21 protein-coding genes and 1 tRNA gene are annotated in these 25,708 nt (G+C 70.3%); 18 read left to right on the top strand and 4 right to left on the bottom strand.

Annotated features, from left to right (window positions below; genetic code table 11):
* Positions 1-283: 283 nt before the first annotated feature.
* The 7 genes from ACF07N_RS13510 to ACF07N_RS13540 all read left to right on the top strand — a co-directional run bounded on the left by ACF07N_RS13510 (position 284) and on the right by ACF07N_RS13540 (position 9,706).
* Positions 284-2,290: a glycosyltransferase gene (locus tag ACF07N_RS13510; protein WP_392111940.1), complete on the top strand. Its 2,007-nt coding sequence runs from the start codon at positions 284-286 to the stop codon at positions 2,288-2,290.
* A 197-nt stretch (positions 2,291-2,487) separates the two neighbouring features.
* Positions 2,488-3,531: an ABC transporter substrate-binding protein gene (locus tag ACF07N_RS13515; protein ID WP_392111943.1), complete on the top strand. Its 1,044-nt coding sequence runs from the start codon at positions 2,488-2,490 to the stop codon at positions 3,529-3,531.
* 144 nt (positions 3,532-3,675) lie between these two features.
* Positions 3,676-4,530 (top strand): siderophore-interacting protein, encoded by an 855-nt coding sequence (locus ACF07N_RS13520; RefSeq protein ID WP_392111946.1) that lies wholly within the window; start codon positions 3,676-3,678, stop codon positions 4,528-4,530.
* A 176-nt stretch (positions 4,531-4,706) separates the two neighbouring features.
* Positions 4,707-6,149, top strand: coding sequence for a lysine decarboxylase DesA (desA, locus tag ACF07N_RS13525; protein WP_383328250.1), 1,443 nt, complete (start codon positions 4,707-4,709; stop codon positions 6,147-6,149).
* The gene (locus ACF07N_RS13530; RefSeq protein WP_392111950.1) at positions 6,133-7,410 is read left to right on the top strand and encodes a lysine N(6)-hydroxylase/L-ornithine N(5)-oxygenase family protein; all 1,278 of its coding nucleotides are present in this window, start codon (positions 6,133-6,135) and stop codon (positions 7,408-7,410) included. The genes desA and ACF07N_RS13530 overlap by 17 nt, the downstream gene beginning before the upstream one ends.
* The gene (locus ACF07N_RS13535; RefSeq protein WP_392111953.1) at positions 7,407-7,937 is read left to right on the top strand and encodes a GNAT family N-acetyltransferase; all 531 of its coding nucleotides are present in this window, start codon (positions 7,407-7,409) and stop codon (positions 7,935-7,937) included. Before ACF07N_RS13530 ends, ACF07N_RS13535 begins: the two co-directional genes overlap by 4 nt.
* The gene (locus ACF07N_RS13540; protein ID WP_392111956.1) at positions 7,934-9,706 is read left to right on the top strand and encodes an IucA/IucC family protein; all 1,773 of its coding nucleotides are present in this window, start codon (positions 7,934-7,936) and stop codon (positions 9,704-9,706) included. The genes ACF07N_RS13535 and ACF07N_RS13540 overlap by 4 nt, the downstream gene beginning before the upstream one ends.
* Before the next feature lie 109 nt (positions 9,707-9,815).
* On the opposite strand, the gene ACF07N_RS13545 is transcribed toward ACF07N_RS13540, so the two are convergent.
* Positions 9,816-11,420: a beta-N-acetylhexosaminidase gene (locus tag ACF07N_RS13545; RefSeq protein WP_392111959.1), complete on the bottom strand. Its 1,605-nt coding sequence runs from the start codon at positions 11,418-11,420 to the stop codon at positions 9,816-9,818.
* A gap of 80 nt (positions 11,421-11,500) precedes the next feature.
* Here ACF07N_RS13545 and ACF07N_RS13550 point away from each other — a divergent pair, with 80 nt between their 5' ends.
* From ACF07N_RS13550 to glmS, 3 genes are all read left to right on the top strand, one after another.
* The gene (locus ACF07N_RS13550; RefSeq protein WP_392111961.1) at positions 11,501-12,385 is read left to right on the top strand and encodes a DUF4429 domain-containing protein; all 885 of its coding nucleotides are present in this window, start codon (positions 11,501-11,503) and stop codon (positions 12,383-12,385) included.
* Between the two features lie 134 nt (positions 12,386-12,519).
* On the top strand, positions 12,520-12,777 hold the full coding sequence (locus ACF07N_RS13555; RefSeq protein WP_031130491.1) for a hypothetical protein: 258 nt from the start codon (positions 12,520-12,522) through the stop codon (positions 12,775-12,777).
* A gap of 12 nt (positions 12,778-12,789) precedes the next feature.
* The gene (glmS, locus tag ACF07N_RS13560) at positions 12,790-14,607 is read left to right on the top strand and encodes a glutamine--fructose-6-phosphate transaminase (isomerizing) (protein WP_311688132.1); all 1,818 of its coding nucleotides are present in this window, start codon (positions 12,790-12,792) and stop codon (positions 14,605-14,607) included.
* A gap of 152 nt (positions 14,608-14,759) precedes the next feature.
* On the opposite strand, the gene ACF07N_RS13565 is transcribed toward glmS, so the two are convergent.
* Positions 14,760-15,320, bottom strand: coding sequence for a GPR1/FUN34/YaaH family transporter (locus ACF07N_RS13565; protein ID WP_392111965.1), 561 nt, complete (start codon positions 15,318-15,320; stop codon positions 14,760-14,762).
* Positions 15,321-15,446: 126 nt separating this feature from the next.
* On the bottom strand, positions 15,447-15,974 hold the full coding sequence (locus ACF07N_RS13570; protein ID WP_383328272.1) for a universal stress protein: 528 nt from the start codon (positions 15,972-15,974) through the stop codon (positions 15,447-15,449).
* Positions 15,975-16,308: 334 nt separating this feature from the next.
* On the opposite strand from ACF07N_RS13570, the gene ACF07N_RS13575 reads away from it, so the two are divergent.
* From ACF07N_RS13575 to ACF07N_RS13590, 4 genes are all read left to right on the top strand, one after another.
* Positions 16,309-16,641: a hypothetical protein gene (locus ACF07N_RS13575; RefSeq protein ID WP_383328275.1), complete on the top strand. Its 333-nt coding sequence runs from the start codon at positions 16,309-16,311 to the stop codon at positions 16,639-16,641.
* Positions 16,642-17,018: 377 nt separating this feature from the next.
* Entirely contained in the window at positions 17,019-18,272 is a 1,254-nt protein-coding gene (locus tag ACF07N_RS13580) for a helix-turn-helix domain-containing protein (RefSeq protein WP_383339650.1), read from the top strand.
* Positions 18,273-18,470: 198 nt separating this feature from the next.
* Positions 18,471-19,073: an oligoribonuclease gene (gene orn / locus ACF07N_RS13585; RefSeq protein ID WP_383328281.1), complete on the top strand. Its 603-nt coding sequence runs from the start codon at positions 18,471-18,473 to the stop codon at positions 19,071-19,073.
* A gap of 115 nt (positions 19,074-19,188) precedes the next feature.
* Positions 19,189-19,261 (top strand) — tRNA-His (locus ACF07N_RS13590).
* Positions 19,262-19,370: 109 nt separating this feature from the next.
* Here ACF07N_RS13590 and ACF07N_RS13595 read toward each other — a convergent pair.
* Positions 19,371-20,426, bottom strand: a complete 1,056-nt coding sequence (locus tag ACF07N_RS13595) for a LacI family DNA-binding transcriptional regulator (RefSeq protein WP_383328302.1) — start codon at positions 20,424-20,426, stop codon at positions 19,371-19,373.
* Positions 20,427-20,836: 410 nt separating this feature from the next.
* Between ACF07N_RS13595 and ACF07N_RS13600 the strand changes: the two genes are divergently transcribed.
* From ACF07N_RS13600 to ACF07N_RS13615, 4 genes are all read left to right on the top strand, one after another.
* Positions 20,837-22,159, top strand: a complete 1,323-nt coding sequence (locus ACF07N_RS13600) for an ABC transporter substrate-binding protein (RefSeq protein ID WP_392111971.1) — start codon at positions 20,837-20,839, stop codon at positions 22,157-22,159.
* A gap of 5 nt (positions 22,160-22,164) precedes the next feature.
* Positions 22,165-23,178 (top strand): carbohydrate ABC transporter permease, encoded by a 1,014-nt coding sequence (locus ACF07N_RS13605; protein WP_383328669.1) that lies wholly within the window; start codon positions 22,165-22,167, stop codon positions 23,176-23,178.
* A gap of 11 nt (positions 23,179-23,189) precedes the next feature.
* Positions 23,190-24,095, top strand: coding sequence for a carbohydrate ABC transporter permease (locus ACF07N_RS13610; protein WP_311688124.1), 906 nt, complete (start codon positions 23,190-23,192; stop codon positions 24,093-24,095).
* Positions 24,096-24,206: 111 nt separating this feature from the next.
* A complete protein-coding gene (locus ACF07N_RS13615) occupies positions 24,207-25,643 on the top strand; it encodes a GH1 family beta-glucosidase (RefSeq protein WP_392111974.1) in 1,437 nt (478 codons plus the stop codon).
* Positions 25,644-25,708 lie beyond the last annotated feature (65 nt).

The raw sequence follows: 25,708 nt of genomic DNA on the forward strand, positions 1-25,708 counted from the left end.
TGTAAGCGCAGACTAAATATGGGGCGACTAAAGCATGTCAACCCTCGGCCACAGGAAAGAGGAAGCGACGATTCTGCCGACACAGACACAAATCACCCTTCGAGCCAACCGGCCGAAAGTCGCCCTGACCTGCCGGTTCGACAGGGGGCCACTTCACAGACACCCCTACTCCATGGTATCTTTACCATGCATATGGCATTTTCCCCTGCGCGCGTTATGACCACACGTGCATTCCCATGAGGCTTGGCGAGGGGACGTGCGTCGTTTTTCTGGGGGAGCTCCGATGGCCGGCCCTGTCGTTTCCGTGGTTATCGCTGCGTACAACGCGATGCCCTATCTCACGCGCTGCATCACCTCCGTGGCCGAGCAAAGCATCGGCCGGGACGCGTTGGAAATCCTCGCCGTCGATGACGGCTCCACGGACGGTACCGGCGAGGAACTCGACCGGCTCGCCGAGGAATACCCGACGCTGTTGCGGGTCTTCCACCAGGAGAATTCGGGTGGACCCTCGGCGCCGCGGAACAAGGGCCTCGACCACGCCCGGGGCACCTTCGTCTTCTTCCTCGACGCCGACGACTACCTGGCCCCCGAGGCGCTGGAGCGCATGGTGGCCATGGCCGAGAGCAACGGCACCGACATCGTGCTCGGCAAGATGGTCGGGGTCGGCGGGCGCGGGGCCCCCACCTCGATGTTCCGGCGCAACCAGCCACGCACGGACGTCTTCTCGTCCCGCGCGTACTGGACCCTCAACCCGATGAAGCTGTTCCGCCGGGAGCTGCTGGAGCGGCTGGAGCTGCGCTTCCCGACGGACCTGAAGATCGGCGAGGACCAGCTCTTCGTCGCCCCCGCCTACGTGCACGCGGACGGCATCTCCGTCCTCGCCGACTACGACTGCCTCTACTGGGTCGAACGCGAGGACAGCGGCAACATCACCCTGCGGACCGGCGGCTCCGAACCCCGGCTGCGTTTCCTGCCCCGCATGGTCGACCTGCTCCTCGAACAGGTGCCGTCCGGTCCCGGCCGCGACCACCTGGCCCACCGCCACCTGACGGTGGAGGTGCAGCAGCTCCTCGCCCACCTGGCGCACGAGCCTCGCGCCGAGCAGGAAAAGGGGCTGGCCCGGCTCGCCGAGATCATCGCTCCGCTCTGGCACGAAGGGCTGGACGACCGGCTGTCGGCGATGGCCCGCCTGCGCCTGCACCTCGTCCGGCACACCATGCTGGACGAACTGCTCGAACTGGTGCGGTTCGAGAGCGAGCTGGCCAAGACCGACGTGGCGACCCCGGTCCTCGTCGACGGCGGCCGCGCCTACGCCCGCTACCCCTACCTGCGCGACCCGTCCCGCGGCATCCCCGACGCCTGCTACGACGTGACCCGCCAGCTCGGCGTGCGCCACCACGTCTCCCGCGCCGAACTCCGCGGCACCGTGCTGCACCTGGCCGGGCACGGCTATCTGCACCGGGTGGCCACCGAGGACGTGTCCAGCGAGCTCGTGCTGCGCGAGCGGGAGAGCGGTACCGAGTACCGGCTCCCGGTCACGCACACCGCGACCCCCGGGCTCGGCCAAGACGAGGACGAGGGCCACTACGTCTACGACAAGGCCGGCTTCGAGGTCGCCGTCGACATCGGCACCGCCGGCCACGGCGCCCCGCTCGCCGACGGGCTGTGGGACCTGTTCCTCATGATCGGGGCTCAGGGCGTCACCCGTGAGGTGCGGATCGGCAGCAAGCGGGACCGCGGGGTCTGCGGATCCCCGGCGACGCACATCGTCGGCAGCGGCGACGCGCTGCGGGCCGTGACGCTGTACGCCACCAAGCCGTACGGCAACCTCACGCTCGACATCGGGGAACGCAAGCACGAGGTGCTGCCCCAGCTGAACGTCGCCACGGTGCGGTGGGCTCCCGGCGCGCCCACGGAACTGGAGTTGGCCGGCCGGTGCACGCTCGCCGCCGTCCCCGACGGGGCCCTCGCCGTGCACTTGGAGGACGGCCGCGGCGGCAGCGCCGCCTTCCCCGCCCGCCGGGCCTCGGAGTCCGGCGGTGACTTCGTGGTGCGGGTTCCGGTCACCGAGCTGCCCGCCGGACTGTGGGAGGGACGCGTCCGCCTCGGACCGTGGACCGTGCCGCTGCCGCCCGTCCCCCTGGACCTCGCCCCCGCCAAGTGGCGCCGCCGCGGCCTTCCTTGGTACGCGAAGCCCGCGATGGAGAACAGCGAGGCCGGCGAGGCGTTCACACTGCGCGTCGCCCGCACCGACCTGGTCCGGGCCGTGACGCGGCGCCTCAACTCGTAGGCGGGGCGGCCGGACCGTCCCGGCCCTTCGTGATCCGGATCACTGCCTCCCCCGGCATTCCGGCCCGGTTCCCCGGGCACGGATACCAGGGCCCCTCTGGACAAGATCTGAGGTTAGGCTAACCTAAGCCTGATTCCAGCCAGGCGGCTGTCAGCCGCGCCCGCAGTGGCTCCGTACGCATGAAAGCAGACCCACCCATGTCGAACGCCAGAACCGCCCGCTTCTCCCGCCGCGGCCTCCTCGCCGCCGGTGGTGCACTCGGACTCGGCGCCCTCGTGACCGCGTGCGGCGGCGAGGACTCCAAGGACGGCGGCTCGGAATCGACGGCTGCTGCCCAGTCCGGCCCGTGGTCCTTCAAGGACGACCGCGGCAAGACCGTCAAGCTCGACAAGGCCCCCGCGAACATCGTGGCGTTCACCGGTGTCGCCGCCGCCCTGTACGACTACGGCGTCTCCGTCAAGGGCGTCTTCGGCCCCACCAAGACCCAGGACGGCAAGCCCGACGTCCAGGCCGGCGACATGGACATCAGCAAGGTGACCATCCTCGGCAACACCTGGGACCAGTTCAACGTCGAGAAGTACGCGGCCCTCGCGCCCGACGTGCTGATCTCCACGATGTTCGACGACGCCGGCACCCTCTGGTACGTCCCCGAGGCCTCCAAGGACAAGATCGCCAAGCTCGCCCCGAGCGTCGGCGTCTCCGTCTACGACCGGCAGATCACCGCCCCGCTGCAGCGCATGTGGGAGCTGGCCGAGTCCCTCGGCGGCGACATGAAGTCCGCGAAGGCCGCCGACGCCAAGAAGCGCTTCGAGGAGGCCTCCGAGCGGCTGCGCAAGGCCGCCAAGGCGCACCCCGACATCAAGGTGATGGCCGGTTCCGCGAGCCAGGAGCTGTTCTACGTCTCGGGCACCAACCTCTCCATCGACCTGGAGTACTTCAAGGCCCTCGGCGTGAACTTCGTCGAGCCGCCGGAGAAGGCCAAGGCCCAGGGCGGCGGCTGGTTCGAGAGCCTCAGCTGGGAGAACGTCGACAAGTACAAGGCCGACATCATCATGATGGACGACCGCTCCTCCGCCATCCAGCCGGCGGACATCACCGAGGCCACCTGGAAGAAGCTGCCCGCGGTCAAGGCCGGTCAGGTCATCTCGCGTTCGGCCGAGCCGATCCTGTCCTACGACAAGTGCGTGCCGCTGGTGGAGAACCTCGCCAAGGCCATCGAGACCGCCAAGAAGGTCAGCTAGGCGCTCGGCGCCGAGGGGAACGCGCCGGGGCCCGCCACCGCGGGCCCGGCTGGCTGCGCGCGCCGTTCCCCGCGCTCCGCGCCCCGAAGAGGCGCACCCAAGGGGCGCACCCCCACCCCCTGACGACGACTCAGGAGCCCTTCCATGACCACCGCCGTAGCCGCCCCGTTCCGCTTCTTCTCCCTCCAGGTCGCGCGGACGAGGCGGCTCGGGCCGTCTCTGGTCCGTGTCACCTTCACCGGGCCCGATCTGCACGCCTTCCACTCCGACGGCCGTGACCAGTCGCTGTCGCTGTTCCTGCCGCATCCGGGACAGCCCGAGCCGGTCGTGCCGCTGGAGCTCGGGGACGGCTGGTGGCAGGGCTGGCGCGAACTGCCGGACGACGTACGGGCCGTGATGCGGTCGTACACGCTGAGGGCGCTGCGCCGGGACCCGGACGAGATCGACATCGACTTCGCCCTGCACGGCGTCGAGCCGGGCGCCTCGGTCCAGGCCGGCCCCGCCTCCCGCTGGGCCGCCCGGGCCGCCGCCGGGGACCGGGTGCTGCTGCTCGGCCCGGCCGTGGCCGACAACCGGGCGATCCGCTTCCGGCCGCCCGAGGACACCGACCTCGTGGTCGTCTGGGGCGACGAGACCGCCGTGCCCGCCGCCTCGGCCATCGTCGAGTCGCTGCCCGCCGGCACGCGTGCCCGGGTCTGGCTGGAGGTGCCACACGCCGGGGACATCCAGGACCTGGTGACCGAGGCCGACGCCGAGATCACCTGGCTGGTCGGGGAGCGGGAGGGCGCCGAGGGGTCCCCCATGGCCCTCGACACCCTGCGCGCGGCCCGGCTGCCCGCCGCCGAGCGGCCGTACGTCTGGGTCGCCGGCGAGTCCGGGTGCGTGAAGGAGCTGCGCCGGCACTTCGTGCGCGAGCTCGGGGTCGACCGGCGGCGGATCACGTTCGTCGGCTACTGGCGGCGTGGTGTGACCGAGGAGCAGTTGCGCGCCGAGGGCTAGGCCGTGCCCGCGGCCGTCGGGCCCGCCGACCGCGAGCGTCCCGCGTGACGTGAGTGACCACGGTCACGGCAGGGCCCGGTTTCGCGTGATCGAAGTTAGGTTAGGCTTACCTAAGTTGAACCCGGAGCAGTCTGCTCCTGTCCCGCACCGGACTGTCCCCACCGGAGGACCCCCACATGCGCTCGCACCTGCTCAACGACACCACCGCGGAGCAGTACCGCCGCTCCGTGACCGAAGGAGTCGAGCGGGTGGCCGCCAAACTCGCCGCCACCGACCGGCCGTTCACCGGCGTCACCGTCGACGCCCTCGCTCCCCGCATCGACGCGATCGACCTCGACCAGCCGCTGCACGACACCACCGCGGTGCTCGACGAACTGGAGGACGTCTACCTCCGGGACGCGATCTACTTCCACCACCCGCGCTACCTGGCCCACCTCAACTGCCCGGTCGTCATCCCGGCCGTGCTGGGCGAGGCCGTGCTGTCCGCCGTGAACTCCTCGCTGGACACCTGGGACCAGTCGGCCGGCGGCACGCTCATCGAGCGGAAACTGATCGACTGGACGACGGCCCGCATCGGCCTCGGCGAGAACGCCGACGGCGTGTTCACCTCCGGCGGCACCCAGTCCAACCTCCAGGCGCTGCTGCTCGCCCGCGAGGAGGCCAAGACCCAGGACCTGGCGAAACTGCGCATCTTCGCCTCCGAGGTCAGCCACTTCAGCGTGAAGAAGTCCGCGAAACTGCTCGGCCTCGGCCAGGACGCCGTGGTGTCGATCCCCGTCGACCACGACAAGCGCATGCAGACCGTCGCCCTCGCCCGGGAGCTGGAGCGCTGCGCGCAGGACGGCCTCGTCCCCATGGCCGTCGTCGCCACCGCCGGCACCACCGACTTCGGCTCCATCGACCCGCTGCCCGAGATCGCCGAACTCGTCGCCCAGTACGGCACCTGGATGCACGTCGACGCCGCCTACGGCTGCGGCCTGCTCGCCTCGCTCAAGCACCGCGACCGCATCGCCGGCATCGAGCGCGCCGACTCGGTCACCGTCGACTACCACAAGTCCTTCTTCCAGCCGGTCAGTTCCTCGGCCGTGCTGGTCCGCGACGCCGCCACGCTGCGCCACGCCACCTACCACGCCGAGTACCTGAACCCGCGCCGTATGGTGCAGGAACGTATCCCCAACCAGGTGGACAAGTCCCTGCAGACCACCCGCCGCTTCGACGCCCTCAAGCTGTGGATGACGCTGCGCACCATGGGTGCCGACGGCATCGGGCAGCTCTTCGACGAGGTGTGCGAGCTGGCCCGGGAGGGCTGGAAGCTGCTCGCCGCCGACCCGCGCTTCGACGTGGTGGTCGAGCCGAGCCTGTCCACCCTGGTCTTCCGCTACATCCCGGCGAACGTCACCGACCCCGCCGAGATCGACCGCGCCAACCTCTACGCCCGCAAGGCCCTCTTCGCCTCCGGTGACGCCATCGTCGCGGGCACCAAGGTGGGCGGCCGCCACTACCTGAAGTTCACCCTGCTCAATCCCGAGACGCAGGCGTCCGACATCGCCGCCGTCCTCGACCTGATCGCCGGCCACGCCGAGCAGTACCTGGGAGAGTCCCTTGACCGCGCGTCCTGACAACCCGACCACCACCCACGACTTCGTGGGCATCGGGCTCGGCCCCTTCAACCTCGGCCTGGCCTGCCTGACCGAGCCCATCGCCGAACTCGACGGCGTCTTCCTGGAGTCGAAGCCCGACTTCGAGTGGCACGCGGGGATGTTCCTCGACGGCGCCCACCTGCAGACGCCGTTCATGTCGGACCTGGTCACCCTCGCCGACCCGACGTCGCCGTACTCCTTCCTGAACTACCTGAAGGAGAAGGGCCGGCTGTACTCGTTCTACATCCGGGAGAACTTCTACCCGCTGCGGGTCGAGTACGACGACTACTGCCGCTGGGCCGCGAACAAGCTGAGCAGCATCCGCTTCGGCACGACGGTGGCGGAGGTGACCTACGAGGACGACGTCTACGTCGTGACGACCACGGCCGGCGACACCTACCGCGCCCGCCACCTGGTCCTCGGCACCGGCACCCCGCCCCACATTCCCGAGGCCTGCCGGGACCTGGGCGGCGACTTCATCCACAACTCCCGCTACCTCCAGCACAAGGCGGAGCTGCAGAAGAAGGACTCCATCACGCTGGTCGGCTCCGGCCAGTCGGCCGCCGAGATCTACTACGACCTGCTCGGCGAGATCGACGTCCACGGCTACAAGCTGAACTGGGTCACCCGCTCCCCCCGGTTCTTCCCGCTGGAGTACACCAAGCTCACGCTGGAGATGACGTCCCCCGAGTACGTCGACTACTTCCGCGAGCTGCCCGAGGCCACCCGCTACCGCCTCACGGCCGAGCAGAAGGGCCTGTTCAAGGGCATCGACGGCGACCTCATCAACGAGATCTTCGACCTGCTCTACCAGAAGAACCTCGGCGGCCCGGTCCCGACGCGGCTGCTCACCAACTCCTCGCTGAACGCGGCGCGGTACGACAACGGCACGTACACGCTGTCCTTCCGCCAGGAGGAGCAGCAGAAGGACTTCGAGCTGACCTCCGAGGGCCTGATCCTGGCCACGGGCTACCGGTACGCCGAGCCGGAGTTCCTCAAGCCGGTCCGCGACCGCCTGCGCTACGACTCCCACGGCAACTTCGACGTGGCCCGCAACTACGCCATCGACGTCACCGGCCGGGGGATCTTCCTGCAGAACGCCGGCGTCCACACGCACAGCATCACCAGCCCCGACCTGGGCATGGGCCCCTACCGGAACGCGTACATCATCCGCGAGCTGCTCGGCACCGAGTACTACCCGGTGGAGAAGACGATCGCGTTCCAGGAGTTCTCGGTATGACCTTCACGTTCCGCCCCCTCGACCCGCTGAAGGACGCAGAGCTCCTGCACGCCTGGGTCACCCACCCCAAGGCCGCCTTCTGGATGATGCAGGACGCGAGACTGGAGGACGTCGAGCGCGCCTACATGGAGATCGCGGCCGACGAGCACCACCACGCCGAGCTCGGCCTCCAGGAGGGTGTCCCCGCCTTCCTGATGGAGAAGTACGACCCGGCCCACCGCGAGCTGGTGGGCCTGTACGAGCCGCAGCCGGGCGACATCGGCATGCACTTCCTCACCCCGCCGACCGACACGCCCGTGCGCGGCTTCACCCGGTCCGTCATCACCGCCGTGATGGAGCACCTCTTCGAGGACCCGGCGGTGCGGCGCGTCGTCGTCGAGCCCGACGTGGACAACAAGGCCGTCCACGCCCTGAACGAGGCCGTCGGGTTCGTACCCGAGCGCGAGATCCAGAAGCCGGAGAAGCGCGCGCTGCTCAGCTTCTGCACGCGCGCACAGTTCCTGGCCGCCCGAGGAGTAGCCGTATGACCCTGTCCGACGCCGTGGCGCATCTGTCCCCCCACCGCTGGGCGCGGGCCAACCGCCTCCTGATCCGCAAGGCGCTCGCCGAGTTCGCGCACGAACGCCTCATCACGCCGGAGGCCACCGCCGAGGGCACCTACGTCGTCCGCAGCGACGACGGCCTGACCCGGTACACCTTCGCCGCGACGGTCCGTGCCCTGGACCACTGGCAGGTCGACGCCGAGTCGATCACCCGCCATCGGGACGGCGCCGAACTCCCCCTCGCCGCACTGGACTTCTTCATCGAGCTGCAGAAGTCCCTGGGCCTGAGCGACAGCATCCTGCCGGTCTACCTGGAGGAGATCTCCTCCACCCTGTCCGGCACCTGCTACAAGCTCACCAAGCCGAAGGCCACGGCGGCCGAGCTGGCGGGCAGCGACTTCCAGACCATCGAGACCTCGATGACCGAGGGCCACCCCTGCTTCGTGGCCAACAACGGGCGGCTCGGCTTCGGCATCCACGAGTACCTGGCGTACGCCCCCGAGACGGCGAGCCCGGTCCGGCTCGTCTGGCTGGCCGCGCACCGCTCGCGGGCCGCGTTCACGGCCGGCGTCGGCATCGAGTACGAGTCGTTCCTGCGCGAGGAGCTCGGCGCGGAGACCGTCGAGCGCTTCCACGCCGTCCTGCGCGAGCAGGACCTCGACCCGGCCGACTACCTGCTCATCCCCGTCCACCCCTGGCAGTGGTGGAACAAGCTCTCGGTCACCTTCGCCGCCGAGGTCGCCCGCCGGCACCTGGTGTGCCTGGGCGAGGGCGACGACGAGTACCTGGCCCAGCAGTCCATCCGGACCTTCTTCAACCGGACAAGCCCGGAGAAGCACTACGTGAAGACGGCCCTGTCCGTCATCAACATGGGCTTCATGCGGGGTCTCTCGGCCGCCTACATGGAGGCCACCCCGGCGATCAACGACTGGCTGGCCCAGCTCATCGAGGGCGACCCGGTGCTGAAGGCCACGGGTCTGTCGATCATCCGGGAGCGCGCGGCCGTCGGCTACCGGCACCTGGAGTACGAGCAGGCCACCGACCGCTACTCGCCGTACCGCAAGATGCTCGCCGCACTGTGGCGGGAGAGCCCGGTGCCGTCCCTCCAGGAGGGCGAGCAGCTGGCCACCATGGCCTCGCTGGTCCACGTCGACCACGAGGGGGCCTCCGTCGCGGGCGCCCTGATCGAGCGGTCGGGCCTCGCCCCCACGGAGTGGCTGCGCCGCTACCTCCAGGCGTACTTCACCCCGCTGCTGCACAGCTTCTACGCCTACGACCTGGTCTTCATGCCGCACGGCGAGAACGTCATCCTCGTGCTGAAGGACGGGGTCGTGCAGCGGGCGATCTACAAGGACATCGCCGAGGAGATCGCGGTCATGGACCCGGACGCGGTGCTGCCGCCGGCGGTCGAGCGGCTGCGCGTGGAGGTCCCGGAGGACAAGAAACTCCTGTCGATCTTCACGGACGTCTTCGACTGCTTCTTCCGCTTCCTCGCGGCGAACCTCGCCACCGAGGGGATCCTCCCGGAGGACGACTTCTGGCGCACGGTCGCGGAGGTCACCCGCGCCTACCAGGAGTCGGCGCCCGAACTGGCCGACAAGTTCGAGCAGTACGACATGTTCGCCCCCGAGTTCGCCCTGTCCTGCCTGAACCGCCTGCAACTGCGCAACAACCAGCAGATGGTGGACCTCGCGGACCCGTCGGGCGCCCTCCAGCTGGTGGGCGACCTGAAGAACCCGATCGCGGGGTTCTGACCCGAACAGACGGGCACCCCGGAGTACGGTCCTCCGGGGTGCCCGTCATCGCCTTTCTTTCAGGGGCGCGGGGAACTGCGCGACAAGCCCCCACCACCCGCACACCGCATCACTGCCCGGCGGCCCCCCAGGGCACCTGCGGCGACCGGTACCACTGAATCCCCAGGGCATCCCACCGCTCGGCCTGCGCAGCCAGCCGCACCTTGTACCGCTCCCAGTCGTGCGTGGACGCCGGTGACCACCCCAGCTCGGCCACCCCCGGCAGCCGCGGGAACGCCATGAACTCGATCTGCCCGGAGTTCTCCAGGGTCTCCGACCACATCGGCGCCTCCACGCCCCGCACGGCGCCGGCCGGCACCCCGGGCAGATACGCCCCCGGGTCCCAGTCGTAGGACCGCTGCACCTCGACGTATCCCGCCCAGGACAGCCCGAGGGGTGTGTCCTTGGTGTACTTCATGTCGAGGTACACCCGGTCCGCCGGGGACAGGATCAGCCCGGTCCCGCTCTGCGCGGCCTTCACGACCTGCGCCTTCTCCTCGGGGCTCGTCCGGTCGAGGCCCCAGTACTGCGCGAGCGCGCCCTTCGCCGGAGTGGCCCCGGCCAGCTGGTGCCAGCCGACGACCGTCTTGCCGTACTTCGCGACGACCGGCTGCACCCGGTCCATGAACTTCACGTAGTCCTCGTGGCTGGTGGAGTGCGCCTCGTCGCCGCCGATGTGCAGGTACCTGCCCGGGGTGAGCGCGGCCAGCTCCCGGATCACGTCGTCGACGAAGTCGTAGGTGATCTCCTTGCCGACGCACAGCGAGCTGAAGCCGACCTCGGTGCCGGTGTACAGGGGAGGCGCCACGCCGTCGCAGTTCAGCTCGGCGTAGGAGGCGAGGGCGGCGTTGGTGTGGCCGGGCATGTCGATCTCGGGGACGACCTCCAGGTGGCGGGAGGCCGCGTAGCGCACGATCTCCTTGTACTGCGCCTTGGTGTAGTAGCCGCCGGGGCCGCCGCCGACCTCCGTGGAGCCGCCGTAGGTCGCCAGGCGCGGCCAGGAGTCGACGGCGATGCGCCAGCCCTGGTCGTCGCTGAGGTGCAGATGCAGCTTGTTGAACTTGTACAGGGCGAGCTGGTCGACGTAGCGCTTGACCTCGTCGACGGTGAAGAAGTGCCGGGAGACGTCGAGCATGGCACCGCGCCAGCCGTAGCGCGGACTGTCCTCGATCGTGCCGCCGGCGACCAGCCAGGGGCCGGGCTGCACGGTGTCCTTCTCGACGGCCGCGGGCAGCAGCTGGCGCAGGGTCTGCACGCCGTGGAAGAGGCCCGCGGGGGTCCTGGCGCTGATCGTGAGGGAGCGGGCGTCGCTGTTCAGGCGGTAGCCCTCGGGGCCGAAGTCGCCGTGAGCGAGCCGCAGTCGAATGCCGCCCCGGCCGTGCGTGGTGACCGGCAGGCGGTAGCCGGTCGAGGGGCGCAGGAGGTCCGCGAGGTATTCGGCGACGCCCCGCGCCTCCCGTGAGCCGTCGACGCGGATGTGTGTGGAGCGGGTGATGCGGTACGGGGCGCCGCCGGGCTCGGCCGAGGCCGGTGCGGGGACGACCCGGTCGAGCGGGGTGGGGTCCGCCGCCCGGGCCGGGGCGGCCTGGGTGACGCCGACGCCCACCGCGACGAGCAGCAGCGAGCCGAGAAGGCGAAGTGTTCTGTGGCGCTGTCTGACAAGACCGTCTCTCACAAAACCGTCCCTTCCGTGAGCCGTTGAGCTCCAAGAGGTCTGGACCACTATCCCGGGACTTGGGTGAAACAATCCACCCCATGGCGGAAATCATCCAGAAGGACGGTTCGTGGATCTTCGACGGCGACGCCCTGCGGCTGACGCCCGGGCGGGACAAGAACGTCAGTCTGCTGCGCAGGGAGCTGGGTGAACTCACCGTCCCGCTCGGGGCGTTGGCGGGCATCTCGCTGGAGCAGGGCAAGCGGAGCGGCCGGCTGCGGCTGCGCCTGCGCGACGGCGCCGACCCGCTGCTGCACGCGACCGGCGGGCGGCTCACCGAGCCCCACGACCCGTACCAGCTGATCGTCGAGTCCGACCGCTACGGAGTCGCCGAGTACTTCACGGACGAGGTCCGCAACGCGCTGCTGCTGGACCAGGTGCCGTCCGGCCCGGTGACCGAGTACCTGCTGCCGGGCCCGGCCGTGCCGCTGTCGGTGTCCGCCGGGGACGGCACGGCGAGCTTCGACGGCGAGCGCATACGCCTGGAGTGGAACTGGAAGACGGAGGACGCCAAGGCCGCCGCCGGCGCCCGTACGCTCGCGCTCGCCGACATCACGGGCGTGGAGTGGCACCCGGCGGCAGGCCTGGAGAACGGCCACCTCCGCTTCGTCGTGCGCAACGCGCCGGCCAAGACACCGCCCAAGTACGACCCCAACGCCGTGGAGCTGTGGGGCTTCAAGAAGGACCCGCTGATGGCGCTGGTCGCCGCGGCGGTCCAGGCGAGGCTGCCGCACCCGGCCCGGGCCGCCGCCGACGGCGTGGCGGACGCGCGACCGGAGCTGCCCTCTCCCCCGGCCGCCTCAGCGGAGGACGACCACGACGCCCTGCTGCGCCGGCTGCGCGAGCTCGGTGAGCTGCACCGCACGGGCGTGCTCACGGACGACGAGTTCGCACTGGCCAAGCAGGCGGTGCTCAAGCGGATGTGAGCGCCCGCGCGAGGAGCCCGCGCGGGCCCTGCTGTGCCCGGCGGGCCGCCGTGCGCCGAGGCTCTCCACAGACGCTTGCCCGAATCCGGGCAGAATTCTTGCGAAAGAGCCGCTCGTACCCCAGGATCTAGCGAGTGCACGACGAACTCGTTGATCATCTGACGCGGTCCACCGCCCTCAGCCGGGGCGAGGCGCTGCGCGTGATCCAGGACGTGCTCGCCTACTTCGACGAGACGACCGAGGAGTACGTCCGTCGCCGCCACCGCGAGCTCCAGGCCCAGGGCCTGGTGAACGCGGCGATCTTCGAGCGGATCGAGGCGGACCTCAAATACCGCGCGGTGGCCCCGCCGGAGCTCTCGCTCCGGCAGCTGCGGCGCATCGTCTACGGCTAGGAATACGTATACATGTGCGGAATCGTCGGTTACATCGGGAAGCGTGACGTCGCGCCCCTGCTCCTGGAGGGCCTGCAGCGCCTGGAGTACCGCGGCTACGACTCCGCGGGCATCGTCGTCACGTCCCCGAAGACCTCCGGCCTGAAGATGGTCAAGGCCAAGGGCCGCGTGCGCGACCTGGAGGCCAAGGTCCCGGCCCGCTTCAAGGGCACGACCGGCATCGCCCACACCCGCTGGGCCACCCACGGCGCCCCCTCCGACGTGAACGCCCACCCGCACCTGGACGCCGAGGGCAAGGTCGCCGTCGTCCACAACGGCATCATCGACAACGCCTCCGACCTGCGCCGCAAGCTGGAGGCGGACGGCGTCGAGTTCCTCTCCGAGACCGACACCGAGGTCCTCGTCCACCTCATCGCCCGCTCGCAGGCGACCAAGCTGGAGGACAAGGTCCGCGAGACCCTCCGGCTGATCGAGGGCACCTACGGCATCGCCGTGATGCACGCCGACTTCCCCGACCGCATCGTCGTCGCCCGCAACGGCTCCCCGGTCGTCCTCGGCATCGGCGAGAAGGAGATGTTCGTCGCCTCCGACATCGCCGCCCTGGTCGCCCACACCCGCCAGATCGTCACCCTCGACGACGGCGAGATGGCCACCCTCAAGGCCGACGACTTCCGGACCTACACCACCGAGGGCACCCGCACCACCGCCGAGCCCACCACCGTCGAGTGGGAGGCCGCCTCCTACGACATGGGCGGCCACGACACCTACATGCACAAGGAGATCCACGAGCAGGCCGACGCCGTGGACCGCGTGCTGCGCGGCCGCATCGACGACCGCTTCTCCACCGTGCACCTCGGCGGCCTCAACCTGGACGCCCGCGAGGCCCGGCGGATCCGCCGCGTGAAGATCCTCGGCTGCGGCACCTCGTACCACGCGGGCATGATCGGCGCCCAGATGATCGAGGAGCTGGCCCGCATCCCCGCCGACGCGGAGCCGGCCTCGGAGTTCCGCTACCGCAACGCGGTCGTCGACCCCGACACGCTCTACGTCGCCGTCTCCCAGTCCGGTGAGACGTACGACGTCCTGGCCGCCGTGCAGGAGCTGAAGCGCAAGGGCGCCCGCGTCCTGGGCGTGGTGAACGTGGTCGGCTCGGCCATCGCCCGCGAGGCCGACGGCGGCATCTACGTGCACGCCGGCCCCGAGGTCTGCGTCGTCTCCACCAAGTGCTTCACCAACACCACGGTCGCCTTCGCCCTGCTCGCCCTGCACCTGGGCCGCACCCGTGACCTGTCGGTCCGCGACGGCAAGCGCATCATCGAGGGCCTGCGCAAGCTGCCCGCGCAGATCGCCGAGATCATGGAGCAGGAGGAGGACGTCAAGAAGCTGGCCCAGCAGTTCGCCGAGGCCCGCTCGATGCTCTTCATCGGCCGGGTCCGGGGCTACCCGGTGGCCCGCGAGGCGTCCCTGAAGCTCAAGGAGGTCTCGTACATCCACGCCGAGGCCTACCCCGCCTCCGAGCTCAAGCACGGCCCGCTCGCCCTGATCGAGCCGGCGCTGCCCACGGTCGCGATCGTCCCCGACGACGACCTGCTGGAGAAGAACCGCGCCGCCATGGAGGAGATCAAGGCCCGCAGCGGCAGGATCCTCGCGGTGGCCCACCAGCACCAGGAGAAGGCCGACGAGACGATCGTCGTCCCGAAGAACGAGGACGAGCTGGACCCGATCCTGATGGGCATCCCGCTCCAGCTCCTGGCGTACCACACGGCGTTGGCCCTCGGCCGCGACATCGACAAGCCCCGCAACCTGGCCAAGTCGGTGACGGTGGAGTAGAGGCCTTCCTGTAAGGGGCGCGGGGAACTGCCCGAGCAACCACAGCGCGCCCGCACAGGCCGACGGACGAAAACGGACCCCCACGTGCTGCCACCACGCACGGGGGGTCCGTTTCATCGCCGGGAAGCCGCCCAACTCCCCGGCCGGCGCAGCTAGCCGGTGGCCGTCACACCCCGGCCCGCAGCGCGTCGCGGAAGAGCCGTCGGCCAGTGGGCCAGCGCGGCCGTCGCGGCGTACCAGGCCACCGCGCCCGCGGCGACCGCGAACCAGCCCGCGACCTTCGCGAGCCCGTCGTTCTCCGCGAACACGGCGATCGCGAGGAGCAGCAGCGACACGAAGAACAGCCCGTACACGCCCCGCCCGAGCTGATCCCCGCCCGCCACCGTGAGCGACAGCGCCACCAGGGCGAACAACAGCAGGAAGAGACCCGCCTCGTTGCCGGCGGCGGCATCGGACACGGCCCAGGTGAACCAGAGCGCCCCGAGCACCGAGAACGCCGTGCCACCGGCGGCGTCACCCTCGCGCAGCGCCACCGTTCCGGCGACGAAGAGGGCGACTCCGCCCACGTACTGGGCGAGGGACGTGGCGTCGGCGGCCGAAACACCGTCGATCACGGCGGTGTTCCCCAAGCCGAAGGCCAACAGGGTGAGTCCGAGGGCGAGTCGACCGGCCACGGTCGTGATTCCGCTTCCCGCGGAGACGTCTTTGTCCACGGCGGGCTCCCTTCGTGCAAGTGCAGTCGTGCGGTGTTCCGTATATGCCCTTCACAAGGGCACAAACACCTCTACGCGCGAGTAGATTCGCGTGTCGCACAAGGGAGTTGGCCAGTTGCGGCCGGATCAGGGAATGACGACCACGGGCCGCTGCGCCCGCTTGGCGAGCCGCCCGGCGACGGAGCCGAAGATGCGGCCCACGAGACCGTGCGTCGACCCGACGACGATCGCGTCGGCCTCGTACTCCCGGCCGACCTCCTCCAGTTCGTGGCAGATGTCGCCACCGCGCTCGACCAGGATCCACGGCACCTCGGCGAGGTAGTCGGCACAGGCCAGCTCCAGACCGAGCACCTCGGTGCGGTGGTCCGGCACGTCCACGAACACCGGCGGCTCGCAGCCGGCCCACACCGTGGTCGGCAGCCGGTTGGCGACATGGACGATGATCAGGCCCGACCCGGAGCGACGGGCCATGCCGATCGCGTACGCCAGGGCGCGCTCGCTGGACGTGGAGCCGTCGAAGCCGACGACGACCCCGTGCTTGAAGGCGGGGTCGCAGGAATGGCGTGGCTCTTCCGCCGCCAGGGGCTCGGCCGCCGTGGGATCGGCGACGGGCCGCTTGCGGTCCGCGGGTTCGAAGAATTCGTGACCGGCCATGGCTGTCTCGGCGTTGTGATCCTTTAGTGGATGGGCCCGCGAGCGGGGCTCGCTGACGCGTGCGGCAGTGAGCGGCGGAGCTGTGTCCGGGAATGGTCTTCCCAAGCCCATACCCCCAAGGGTACGGCGGCACGCCTCCTCAGCCCAGTTCCCGTCCGCCGTGCGAGCGGGTTCCAGGGAGCATGCACGAGGCGACGCCCGTAACGCAATGGTTGCTGCGCTGTACAGGCGGTTTGCACGGGATTCACTTACCCGTGGGGGTGATCCGGTCACACAGTGACCGACGTCCCGGCCGCGCGTTGAACCCGCTGAACCACGCCACAGGGAGCACACCATGTCCGGACCCCGCCCCGCCGCCGAGGCGGGCCGCGCGACCCCGCCCCCGCGGGACACCGCGACGGACGTGGTCCGCTGGGCGGCCTTCAGCTGCCTGCTGGTCCCGGTGGTCCTCCTCGCCTACGGCACCTCGCTCGCCGGCGCCGCCGGCACCGCCCTCGGGCTCGCCGCCGTCACGGGTGCCTGCCGGGTCCTGCTGCGCCAGTCCGAGCGGGGCGCCGCCCGGCTCGCCGCCGAGGACCGGGCGCCCCACCGCGGACGTCACCACCGCACCGGAACGGGGTCGCACCGGGGCGGACGGCACACCGGCGGCGATACACCGGTCGGTTGACCGGTTTCCGTGCACGTGCACGGCGGTTTTCAGCCAACTTCCGGCACCCCCGCATCCCCCTGCCGAAACACCCCTCAACCCCCGTTCGACCTGCACGGAAAGGGCCTCAGGGGCCCTGCGCACCCTACGTGGATTGGCCACCGCGACGAGGCGCACTTCCCTGCACGCCCCACGAGTGCAACGCTTCGTGATCGAATGCTTCACGCCAAGTTGCCAAGTCGACAATGTGCCGAGTGCCGAACCGGCCACTCCGGCACGACGGGACACAGTAGATTCGATCTTGACTGTCTACGGCGGGGGACTCGTGCAGGACCGAGGGGAAACGTGCAGGAGCGACACAACCGAGGAGCCGCGACCACCGAGGGGGGCTTAGCAGTATGAGCCACGACTCCACTGCCGCGCCGGAAGCTGCGGCCCGGAAGCTGTCCGGGCGACGCCGCAAGGAGATCGTCGCGGTGCTGCTGTTCAGCGGCGGCCCCATCTTCGAGAGTTCCATACCGTTGTCGGTGTTCGGGATCGACCGCCAGGACGCCGGCGTGCCACGCTACCGACTGCTGGTGTGCGGCGGCGAGGACGGCCCACTGCGGACCACAGGGGGCCTGGAACTCAGCACACCGCATGGCCTGGAAGCGATCTCGCGCGCGGGCACGGTCGTCGTGCCGGCCTGGCGCTCGATCACTTCCCCGCCACCGGACGAGGCGCTCGACGCGCTGCGCCGCGCCCACGAGGAGGGCGCCCGCATCGTCGGACTGTGCACCGGCGCCTTCGTCCTCGCGGCGGCGGGCCTGCTCGACGGCCGCCCCGCGACGACACACTGGATGTACGCGCCGACGCTGGCCAAGCGCTATCCGTCGGTGCACGTCGATCCACGGGAACTCTTCGTGGACGACGGCGACGTGCTCACCTCTGCGGGCACGGCGGCCGGAATCGATCTCTGCCTGCACATCGTGCGCACGGACCACGGCAACGAGGCGGCCGGGGCCCTGGCCCGCCGCCTGGTGGTCCCCCCGCGCCGGTCCGGCGGGCAGGAGCGCTACCTCGACAGGTCTTTACCCGAGGAGATCGGCGCCGACCCGCTCGCCGAGGTCGTCGCCTGGGCGCTGGAGCACCTCCACGAACAGTTCGACGTGGAGACCCTGGCGGCACGCGCGTACATGAGCCGGCGTACGTTCGACCGCCGCTTCCGCTCGCTGACCGGGAGCGCGCCGCTGCAATGGCTGATCACGCAGCGGGTGCTCCAGGCGCAGCGCCTGCTGGAGACGTCGGACTACTCGGTGGACGAGGTGGCGGGCCGCTGCGGCTTCCGCTCACCGGTGGCTCTGCGCGGCCACTTCCGCCGCCAGCTGGGCTCGTCCCCGGCCGCGTACCGGGCGGCGTACCGCGCCCGGCGCCCGCAGGGCGAGCGGCCCCAGGACACCGAGGCCGCGCCGGGCGGCCCCGGGCCCGGCATGCAGGGGCACCCGGGACACGGCGGGCACCCCGGCACGTCCGGTCAGCCCGGCCAGGCGGCCGCCGCGCTCCACCCGGAGCATCCGGTCCCGCTCCAGTCCCGCCGCACGGCGGCCGCGAGCGCGGTCGGGGCGTCCCCGGCCCTGTCGGCGAGCCTGCCGGGCCAGCGCAGCGCGACGTGAACGCACGGCGGGGCCCGCGAGGAGCACACCTCCTCGCGGGCCCCGCCGCTTTCTCCCGCCGGCCCGCCGGACCGTGCCCACACGCCCTGCCCGGCAGGAGCACTCACGGCCACGGCCGCACCCTTGACCCCACCGGCCCCACGTCATTCCGGCGCACGGTCGGCCCGGCCCACCCCAGGGCGCCGTAAGGTGAGACACATGAACGATCGCATGGTGTGGATCGACTGCGAGATGACCGGCCTCTCGCTGTCGGACGACGCGCTCATCGAGGTGGCCGCCCTCGTCACCGACTCCGAGCTGAACGTGCTCGGCGAGGGCGTGGACATCGTCATCCGGCCGCCGGAGCGGGCGCTGGAGACGATGCCGGAGGTGGTGCGTCAGATGCACACCGCGTCCGGACTGCTCGCCGAGCTGCCGAACGGCACGACGCTGAAGGACGCCGAGGAGCAGGTCTTGGCGTACGTGCGGGAGTTCGTCAAGGAGCCGGGCAAGGCCCCGCTGTGCGGCAACTCCGTCGGCACCGACCGCGGCTTCCTGCTGCGCGACATGCCGACGCTGGAGGACTACCTCCACTACCGGATCGTCGACGTGTCGTCGATCAAGGAGCTGGCCCGTCGCTGGTACCCGCGGGCGTACTTCAACAGTCCGCAGAAGAACGGCAACCACCGCGCGCTCGCCGACATCCGCGAGTCCATCGCGGAGCTGCGCTACTACCGCGAGGCCGTCTTCGTCCCGCAGCCCGGACCCGACTCCGACACCGCGAAGACGATCGCGGCGAAGCACGTCCTGCCTGCTCAGTAGGTGCGCGAGGGGCCCGTCGGGGGCCACCCGGAAAGCCGGGCGCGAGCACCCCTTCGGACCCTGTACACTTTTTCTCGGCCGGTCGGGGAACACACTGATCTCCAAGCCGGCCATGGTGGGTGTAGCTCAGCTGGTAGAGCACCTGGTTGTGGTCCAGGATGCCGCGGGTTCGAGTCCCGTCACTCACCCTCGAAGAAGAAGGGGCTGATCCCGGGAGACCGGGTCAGCCCCTTCTTCGTGCCCTCCCGGCGTCGGCTCCGGGGCGCCGTCGCCCCGCTCGACGGCGACGCCCCCACGTCACGAAGAAGACCGCGGCACCAGCTCCGTCGCCAGGACCAGCTGCCGCCGCTCCAGACCCCGGGACGCGAGCGGGCGGCGGTCGGCGATCTCCGTGAGGAGCAGGTCGATCATCCGGCGGCCCATCTCCTCGATGGGCTGGCGGACGCTGGTCAGCGGCGGATCCAGGTGACGCGCTATGGCCGAGTCGTCGTAGCCGACGAGCGCCACGTCGTCCGGGATGCGGCGCCCCGCCTCGCGCAGCGCCTGCCGCGCGCCGGCCGCCGTCACGTCCGAGGCGGCGAACACCGCGTCCACGTCCGGCCGGCGCTCCAGCAGCGCCTCCATCGCGCGGCGGCCGCCCTCCTCCGTGAAGTCGCCGCCCTCGATCAGTGACTCGTCCACCTCGTGTCCCGCGCCGCTCAGCGCCGCGCGGTACCCGTCGACACGGCGCTGGGCACCGTAGACGTCCACGCGGCCGGTGATGTGGGCTATCCGGCGCCGGCCGCGGGAGAGCAGGTGCTCGACGGCCTGGCGGGCACCCCCGTAGTTGTCCGAGTCGACCGACGGCAGGGACTCCGCCGCCGAGCGCGGACCGCTGATCACCGCCGGGATCTCCAGCTGCGCCAGCAGGTCGGGCAGCGGGTCGTCCGCGTGCACCGAGACCAGCAGGACGCCGTCCACCCGGTGGGCCGCCAGGTACTGCGCGAGCCGCTGCCGCTCCCGGTCGCTGCCCGCGAAGATCAGCAGCAGCTGCATCTCCGTCTCGGACAGCTCCGAGCCGACGCCCTTGAGCATGTCGGAGAAGTACGGCTCGGCGAAGAACCGGGTCTCCGGCTCGGGCACGACCAGAGCGATGGCGTCCGTGCGGTTGGCGGCCAGGGCGCGCGCCGCGGTGTTGGGCACATAGCCGAGCTCCGCGACCGCCGCCTCGACGGCCGCGCGGGTGGCGTCGCTGACCCGGGGCGAGCCGTTGATCACCCGGGAGACCGTGCCGCGGCCGACACCGGCGCGCGCCGCCACCTCTTCGAGGGTGGGCCGGCCACCGCTTCGGCCCCGCGCTCCGTGGCTTGCCATGGGCTCCGCCTTCCCGTACTGACCCGCACTCTGCGGCTGGCCTGGAATTTAACAGGCCCGCCCGCTCCGGTGACCGGTACCGACGGCTTGCCGCCCCCGGCCTTCCGCTTCCGCCCGGCGCACCGGTACCGCCGGGGCCCGACTGGCTTGATACTGCCGACCGGGCACCCAAGGGCGCCCGGTCCCGGTCCAGTTAACGTCCCGATAACTGAACGCATCTCTCCCTGTCCGGTCCCTTGACACCCCCGCTCCGACCCGCGAACCTTCAACACATCACTGGTGGGAGCGCTCCCACAGTACCTGACACATACACAACCCGCACGTTCCCCGCCCGAGCCGCAGCGAGTAAAAACGGGTCCAACAATGCAGTTGGCCGGGGGGTCGGCACGTCAGGGCAACAGGAGGACGACATGCGAGCACGCATCCGAACCGCCCGCAAGGCGCTGGCCGTCGCGGCCGTCGCGTCGCTGGGCGCCGGGCTGCTGGCCGGCTGTGCCGACGACGGCGGAGACGACAGCTCCGGCTCGTCGTCCGGCGGCAAGGGCAAGACCACGATCACGCTCGGGCTCTTCGGCACCATGGGCTTCAAGGAAGCGGGCCTGTACGCCGAGTACGAGAAGCTCAACCCGAAGATCAAGATCGCCGAGAACGTCGTCGAACGCAACGAGAACTACTACCCGGCGCTGCTGAACCACCTGACCACCAACAGCGGCCTGCAGGACGTCCAGGCCGTCGAGGTCGGCAACATCGCCGAGATCGTCAACACCCAGGCCGCCAAGCTGGAGGACCTCTCCAAGGTCTCCGGCGTGAACAAGGCCGACTGGCTGGACTGGAAGTGGCAGCAGGCCACCACCAAGGACGGCCAGACGATCGGCCTCGGCACCGACATCGGCCCGATGGCGATCTGCTACCGCAAGGACCTGTTCGAGAAGGCGGGCCTGCCCACCGACCGCGCGGAGGTCGGCAAGCTGTGGGCGGGTGACTGGGGCAAGTTCGTCGACGCCGGTGAGCGGTACAAGAAGAACGGCCCCGAGGGCACGACCTTCATGGACTCCCCCGGCGGTCTGATCAACGCGATCCTCAGCAGTGAGAAGGAGAAGTTCTACGACGCCTCCGGCAAGGTCGTCTACAAGACCAACCCGGCCGTCAAGAAGGCCTTCGACCTGACGGCCGAGGCCGCCGAGAAGGGCCTGGTCGGCGCGCAGACGCAGTTCCAGCCCGCCTGGGACCAGACGATCGCGAACAACAAGTTCGCCGCGATGGCGTGCCCGCCGTGGATGCTCGGCTACATCAAGGGCAAGTCGCAGCCCGACGCCAAGGGCAAGTGGGACGTCGCCGTGGCGCCCAAGTCCGGCAACTGGGGCGGCTCCTTCCTGACCGTGCCGAAGAACGGCAAGAACGTCGAAGAGGCCAAGAAGCTGGTCGCCTGGCTGACCGCGCCGGAGCAGCAGGCCAAGCTGTTCAAGGTGCAGGGCAGCTTCCCGAGCGCGCAGGCCGCCTTCGACAGCCCCGAGGTCACGGGTGCCAAGAACGACATGACCGGCGACGCGCCGATCGGTGAGATCTTCGCCGAGGCCGCGCAGCAGATCCCGGTCCAGGTGATCGGCCCGAAGGACCAAATCATCCAGCAGGGCCTGACCGACAACGGCGTCATCCTCGTCACGAAGGGCAAGTCCGCGAAGGAGGCCTGGGAGACGGCGACGAAGACCATCGACAACAACCTGGACCAGTGACCCGCATGGCCACCCGCCACCACACCGCCGCGCCCCCCGCCAAGGAGGGGGGCGCGGCCCCGGGCCGCCCGCCCGCCGACGCCGTCTCCGAGCAGGAGGTGAAGCGCCGGGCCAAGCTGTCGCGCCGCTGGCAGCGGGACGTGCGCTGGAGCCCGTACGCCTTCGTCTCGCCGTTCTTCCTGCTGTTCCTGGCCTTCGGCCTGTTCCCGCTGATCTACACGGGATGGGCCTCGCTGCACCAGGTGGAACTGACCGCGCCCACCGACATGAACTGGGTGGGGCTGCGCAACTACACCCGCATCTTCGACGACGAGTTCTTCTGGAACGCGGCGAAGAACACCCTGACCATCGGCATCATCTCCACGGTCCCGCAGCTGCTGATGGCGATGGGCATCGCCCACATCCTCAACTACAAGCTGCGCGCCTCGACCTTCTACCGGGTCGCGATGCTCGCCCCGTACGCCACCTCCATCGCCGCCGCCTCCCTGGTGTTCGTGCTGCTCTTCGGCCGCGACTACGGGATGATCAACTGGGCGCTGGACTTCGTCGGGATCGACCCGGTCGACTGGCAGGGCGACAAGTGGCCCTCGCAGATCGCCGTCTCGACCATCATCATCTGGCGGTGGACCGGCTACAACGCGCTGATCTACCTGGCCGCGATGCAGGCGATCCCACAGGACCTGTACGAGTCGGCCGCCCTGGACGGGGCGAGCCGCTGGCAGCAGTTCCTGCACGTCACGCTGCCGTCGCTGCGTCCGACCATCCTGTTCACGGCCGTGGTGTCGACCATCGGCGCCAGCCAGGTCTTCGGTGAGCCGCTGCTGTTCGACGCCAACAAGGGCGCCTCCGGCGGCGCGGAGCACCAGTTCCAGACGCTCGGCCTGTACCTGTACGAGCAGGGCTGGGTGAACCAGCACCTGGGCCGCGCCTCGGCGATCGCCTGGACGATGTTCCTGATCCTGATCGTCATCGGCATCGTCAACTACGTCATCTCGCGCCGGCTGCGCGCCAGTAGTTAGGAGGTGTGGCCGTGACGACGACTGTGACGCCCCCCGAGACCACGCCCGCCCGGCAGACCAAGCGCTCGCGCCTGCCGAAGTCGGCGCGGGCCGGTGGGACCCTGCACGGCGGTCCGATCGCGTACGCGATCCTGATCCTGTTCACGATCGTTTCGCTGTTCCCGCTGGTGTGGACCGCGATCGCCGCCTCCCGTGACAACCAGCGCCTGGCGCAGACGCCGCCGCCGTTCTGGTTCGGCTCCAACCTGTTCAAGAACCTGGAGATCGCCTGGACGGACGCCAACCTCGGCGAGGCGTTCCTGAACACCACGATCGTGGCGGGCATCTCGGCGCTCACCATCGTCGTGCTGTCGACGATCGCCGGGTTCGCCTTCGCCAAGCTGCGCTTCAAGGGCCGCAACGCGCTGATGCTGATCGTCATCGGCACGATGATGGTGCCGCCGCAGCTGAGCGTGATCCCGCTGTACATGATGGTCGCGAAGCTGGACTGGACCGACCAGCTCCAGGCGGTGATCTTCCCGTCGCTGGTGAGCGCGTTCGGTGTGTTCTTCATGCGGCAGTACCTGCTCCAGGCACTGCCCGACGAGATCATCGAGGCCGCCCGGGTGGACGGCGCGAGCAGCTGGCGGGTGGTGTGGCACGTGGTGTTCCCCGCCGCCCGGCCCGCGATGGCGGTGCTCGGCATGCTGATGTTCGTGCAGACCTGGAACGACTTCCTGTGGCCGTTCCTGGTGCTCACCCAGACCGGCAACCCGACCGTCCAGGTCGCCGTGGCCGGCCTCGGCCGCGGCTACACGCCCGACCAGTCCCTGATCATGGCGGGCGCGCTGCTGGGCACGCTGCCGCTGCTGCTGGTCTTCGCGATCTTCGGCAAGCAGATCGTGGGCGGCATCATGCAGGGCGCCGTCAAGGGGTGACGTCCTGTCTCCAGGGGCCGGGCCGACGCCGCTCCGGCCCCTCCTTCCTCTTCCTCTCCTCTTCCCTCCCCCTCCACCAACGGTCTCGACGACCCCATTGGGAGCGCTTCCATGCCTGACTCCGAGAACCCGGCCACCCCGGTGACCTTCCCTCCCGCCTTCCTCTGGGGCGCGGCGACCTCCGCGTACCAGATCGAGGGCGCGGTGCGGGAGGACGGACGTACGCCGTCGATCTGGGACACCTTCAGCCATACGCCGGGCAAGACGGCCGGCGGCGACCACGGTGACATCGCTGTCGACCACTACCACCGCTACCGCGATGACGTGGCGCTGATGGCGGAGCTGGGCCTGGGCGCCTACCGCTTCTCCGTCTCGTGGTCGCGGGTGCAGCCGACCGGGCGGGGCCCGGCCGTGCAGAAGGGCCTGGACTTCTACCGCCGGCTGGTGGACGAGCTGCTGTCCAAGGGCATCAAGCCGGCCGTCACCCTCTACCACTGGGACCTGCCGCAGGAGCTGGAGGACGCGGGCGGCTGGCCCGAGCGCGACACCGCGTACCGGTTCGCCGAGTACGCGCAGATCGTCGGCGAGGCGCTGGGCGACCGGGTGGAGCAGTGGATCACGCTCAACGAGCCGTGGTGCAGCGCGTTCCTGGGCTACGCCTCCGGGGTGCACGCGCCGGGCCGGACCGATCCGGCGGCGTCGCTGCGTGCCGCGCACCACCTGAACCTGGCGCACGGGCTGGGCGCGACCGCGCTGCGGTCGGTCATGCCGGCCCGCAACTCGGTGGCGATCAGCCTCAACTCCTCGGTGGTGCGGCCGCTTTCGCAGGACCCGGCGGACCTGGCGGCGGTCCGCCGCATCGACGACCTGGCCAACGGCGTCTTCCACGGGCCGATCCTGCACGGCGCCTACCCGGAGACGCTGTTCACGGCGACGGCGAGCCTGACGGACTGGGACTACGTCCTGGACGGCGACCTGGCGCTGATCCACCAGCCGCTGGACGCGCTGGGCCTCAACTACTACACGCCCTCGCTGGTCTCGGCGGCAGACGTGTCGGCGAAGACGCCGCGGGCCGACGGGCACGGGTCGAGCGAGCACTCGCCGTGGCCGGCCGCGGACGACGTCGCCTTCCACCAGACGCCCGGCGACCGCACCGAGATGGGCTGGACGATCGACCCGACCGGCCTGCACGAGCTGATCATGCGCTACACCCGGGAGGCGCCGGGCCTGCCGCTGTACATCACGGAGAACGGCGCGGCCTACGACGACAAGATCGACTCGGACGGCCGGGTGCACGACCCGGAGCGGGTCGCGTACCTGCACGGCCACCTGTCGGCGGTCCGCCGCGCGATCTCGGACGGCGCGGACGTCCGGGGCTACTTCCTGTGGTCCCTGATGGACAACTTCGAGTGGGCGTACGGCTACGGCAAGCGCTTCGGCGCGGTGTACGTGGACTACGCGACGCTGGAGCGCACGCCGAAGACGAGCGCGCTCTGGTACGCCCGGGCGGCGCGGACGGGAACGCTGCCGGAGGTCGAGGCGGTCTGACCGCGGGACCGGGGGACGGGGCGCGGCACGCTCAGGGCGGCGCCGCGCCCCGCCGCGCGAGGTCA

Origin of the sequence: Streptomyces sp. NPDC015242 (assembly GCF_043079125.1) — a bacterium.
Taxonomy (GTDB): Bacteria; Actinomycetota; Actinomycetes; order Streptomycetales; family Streptomycetaceae; genus Streptomyces.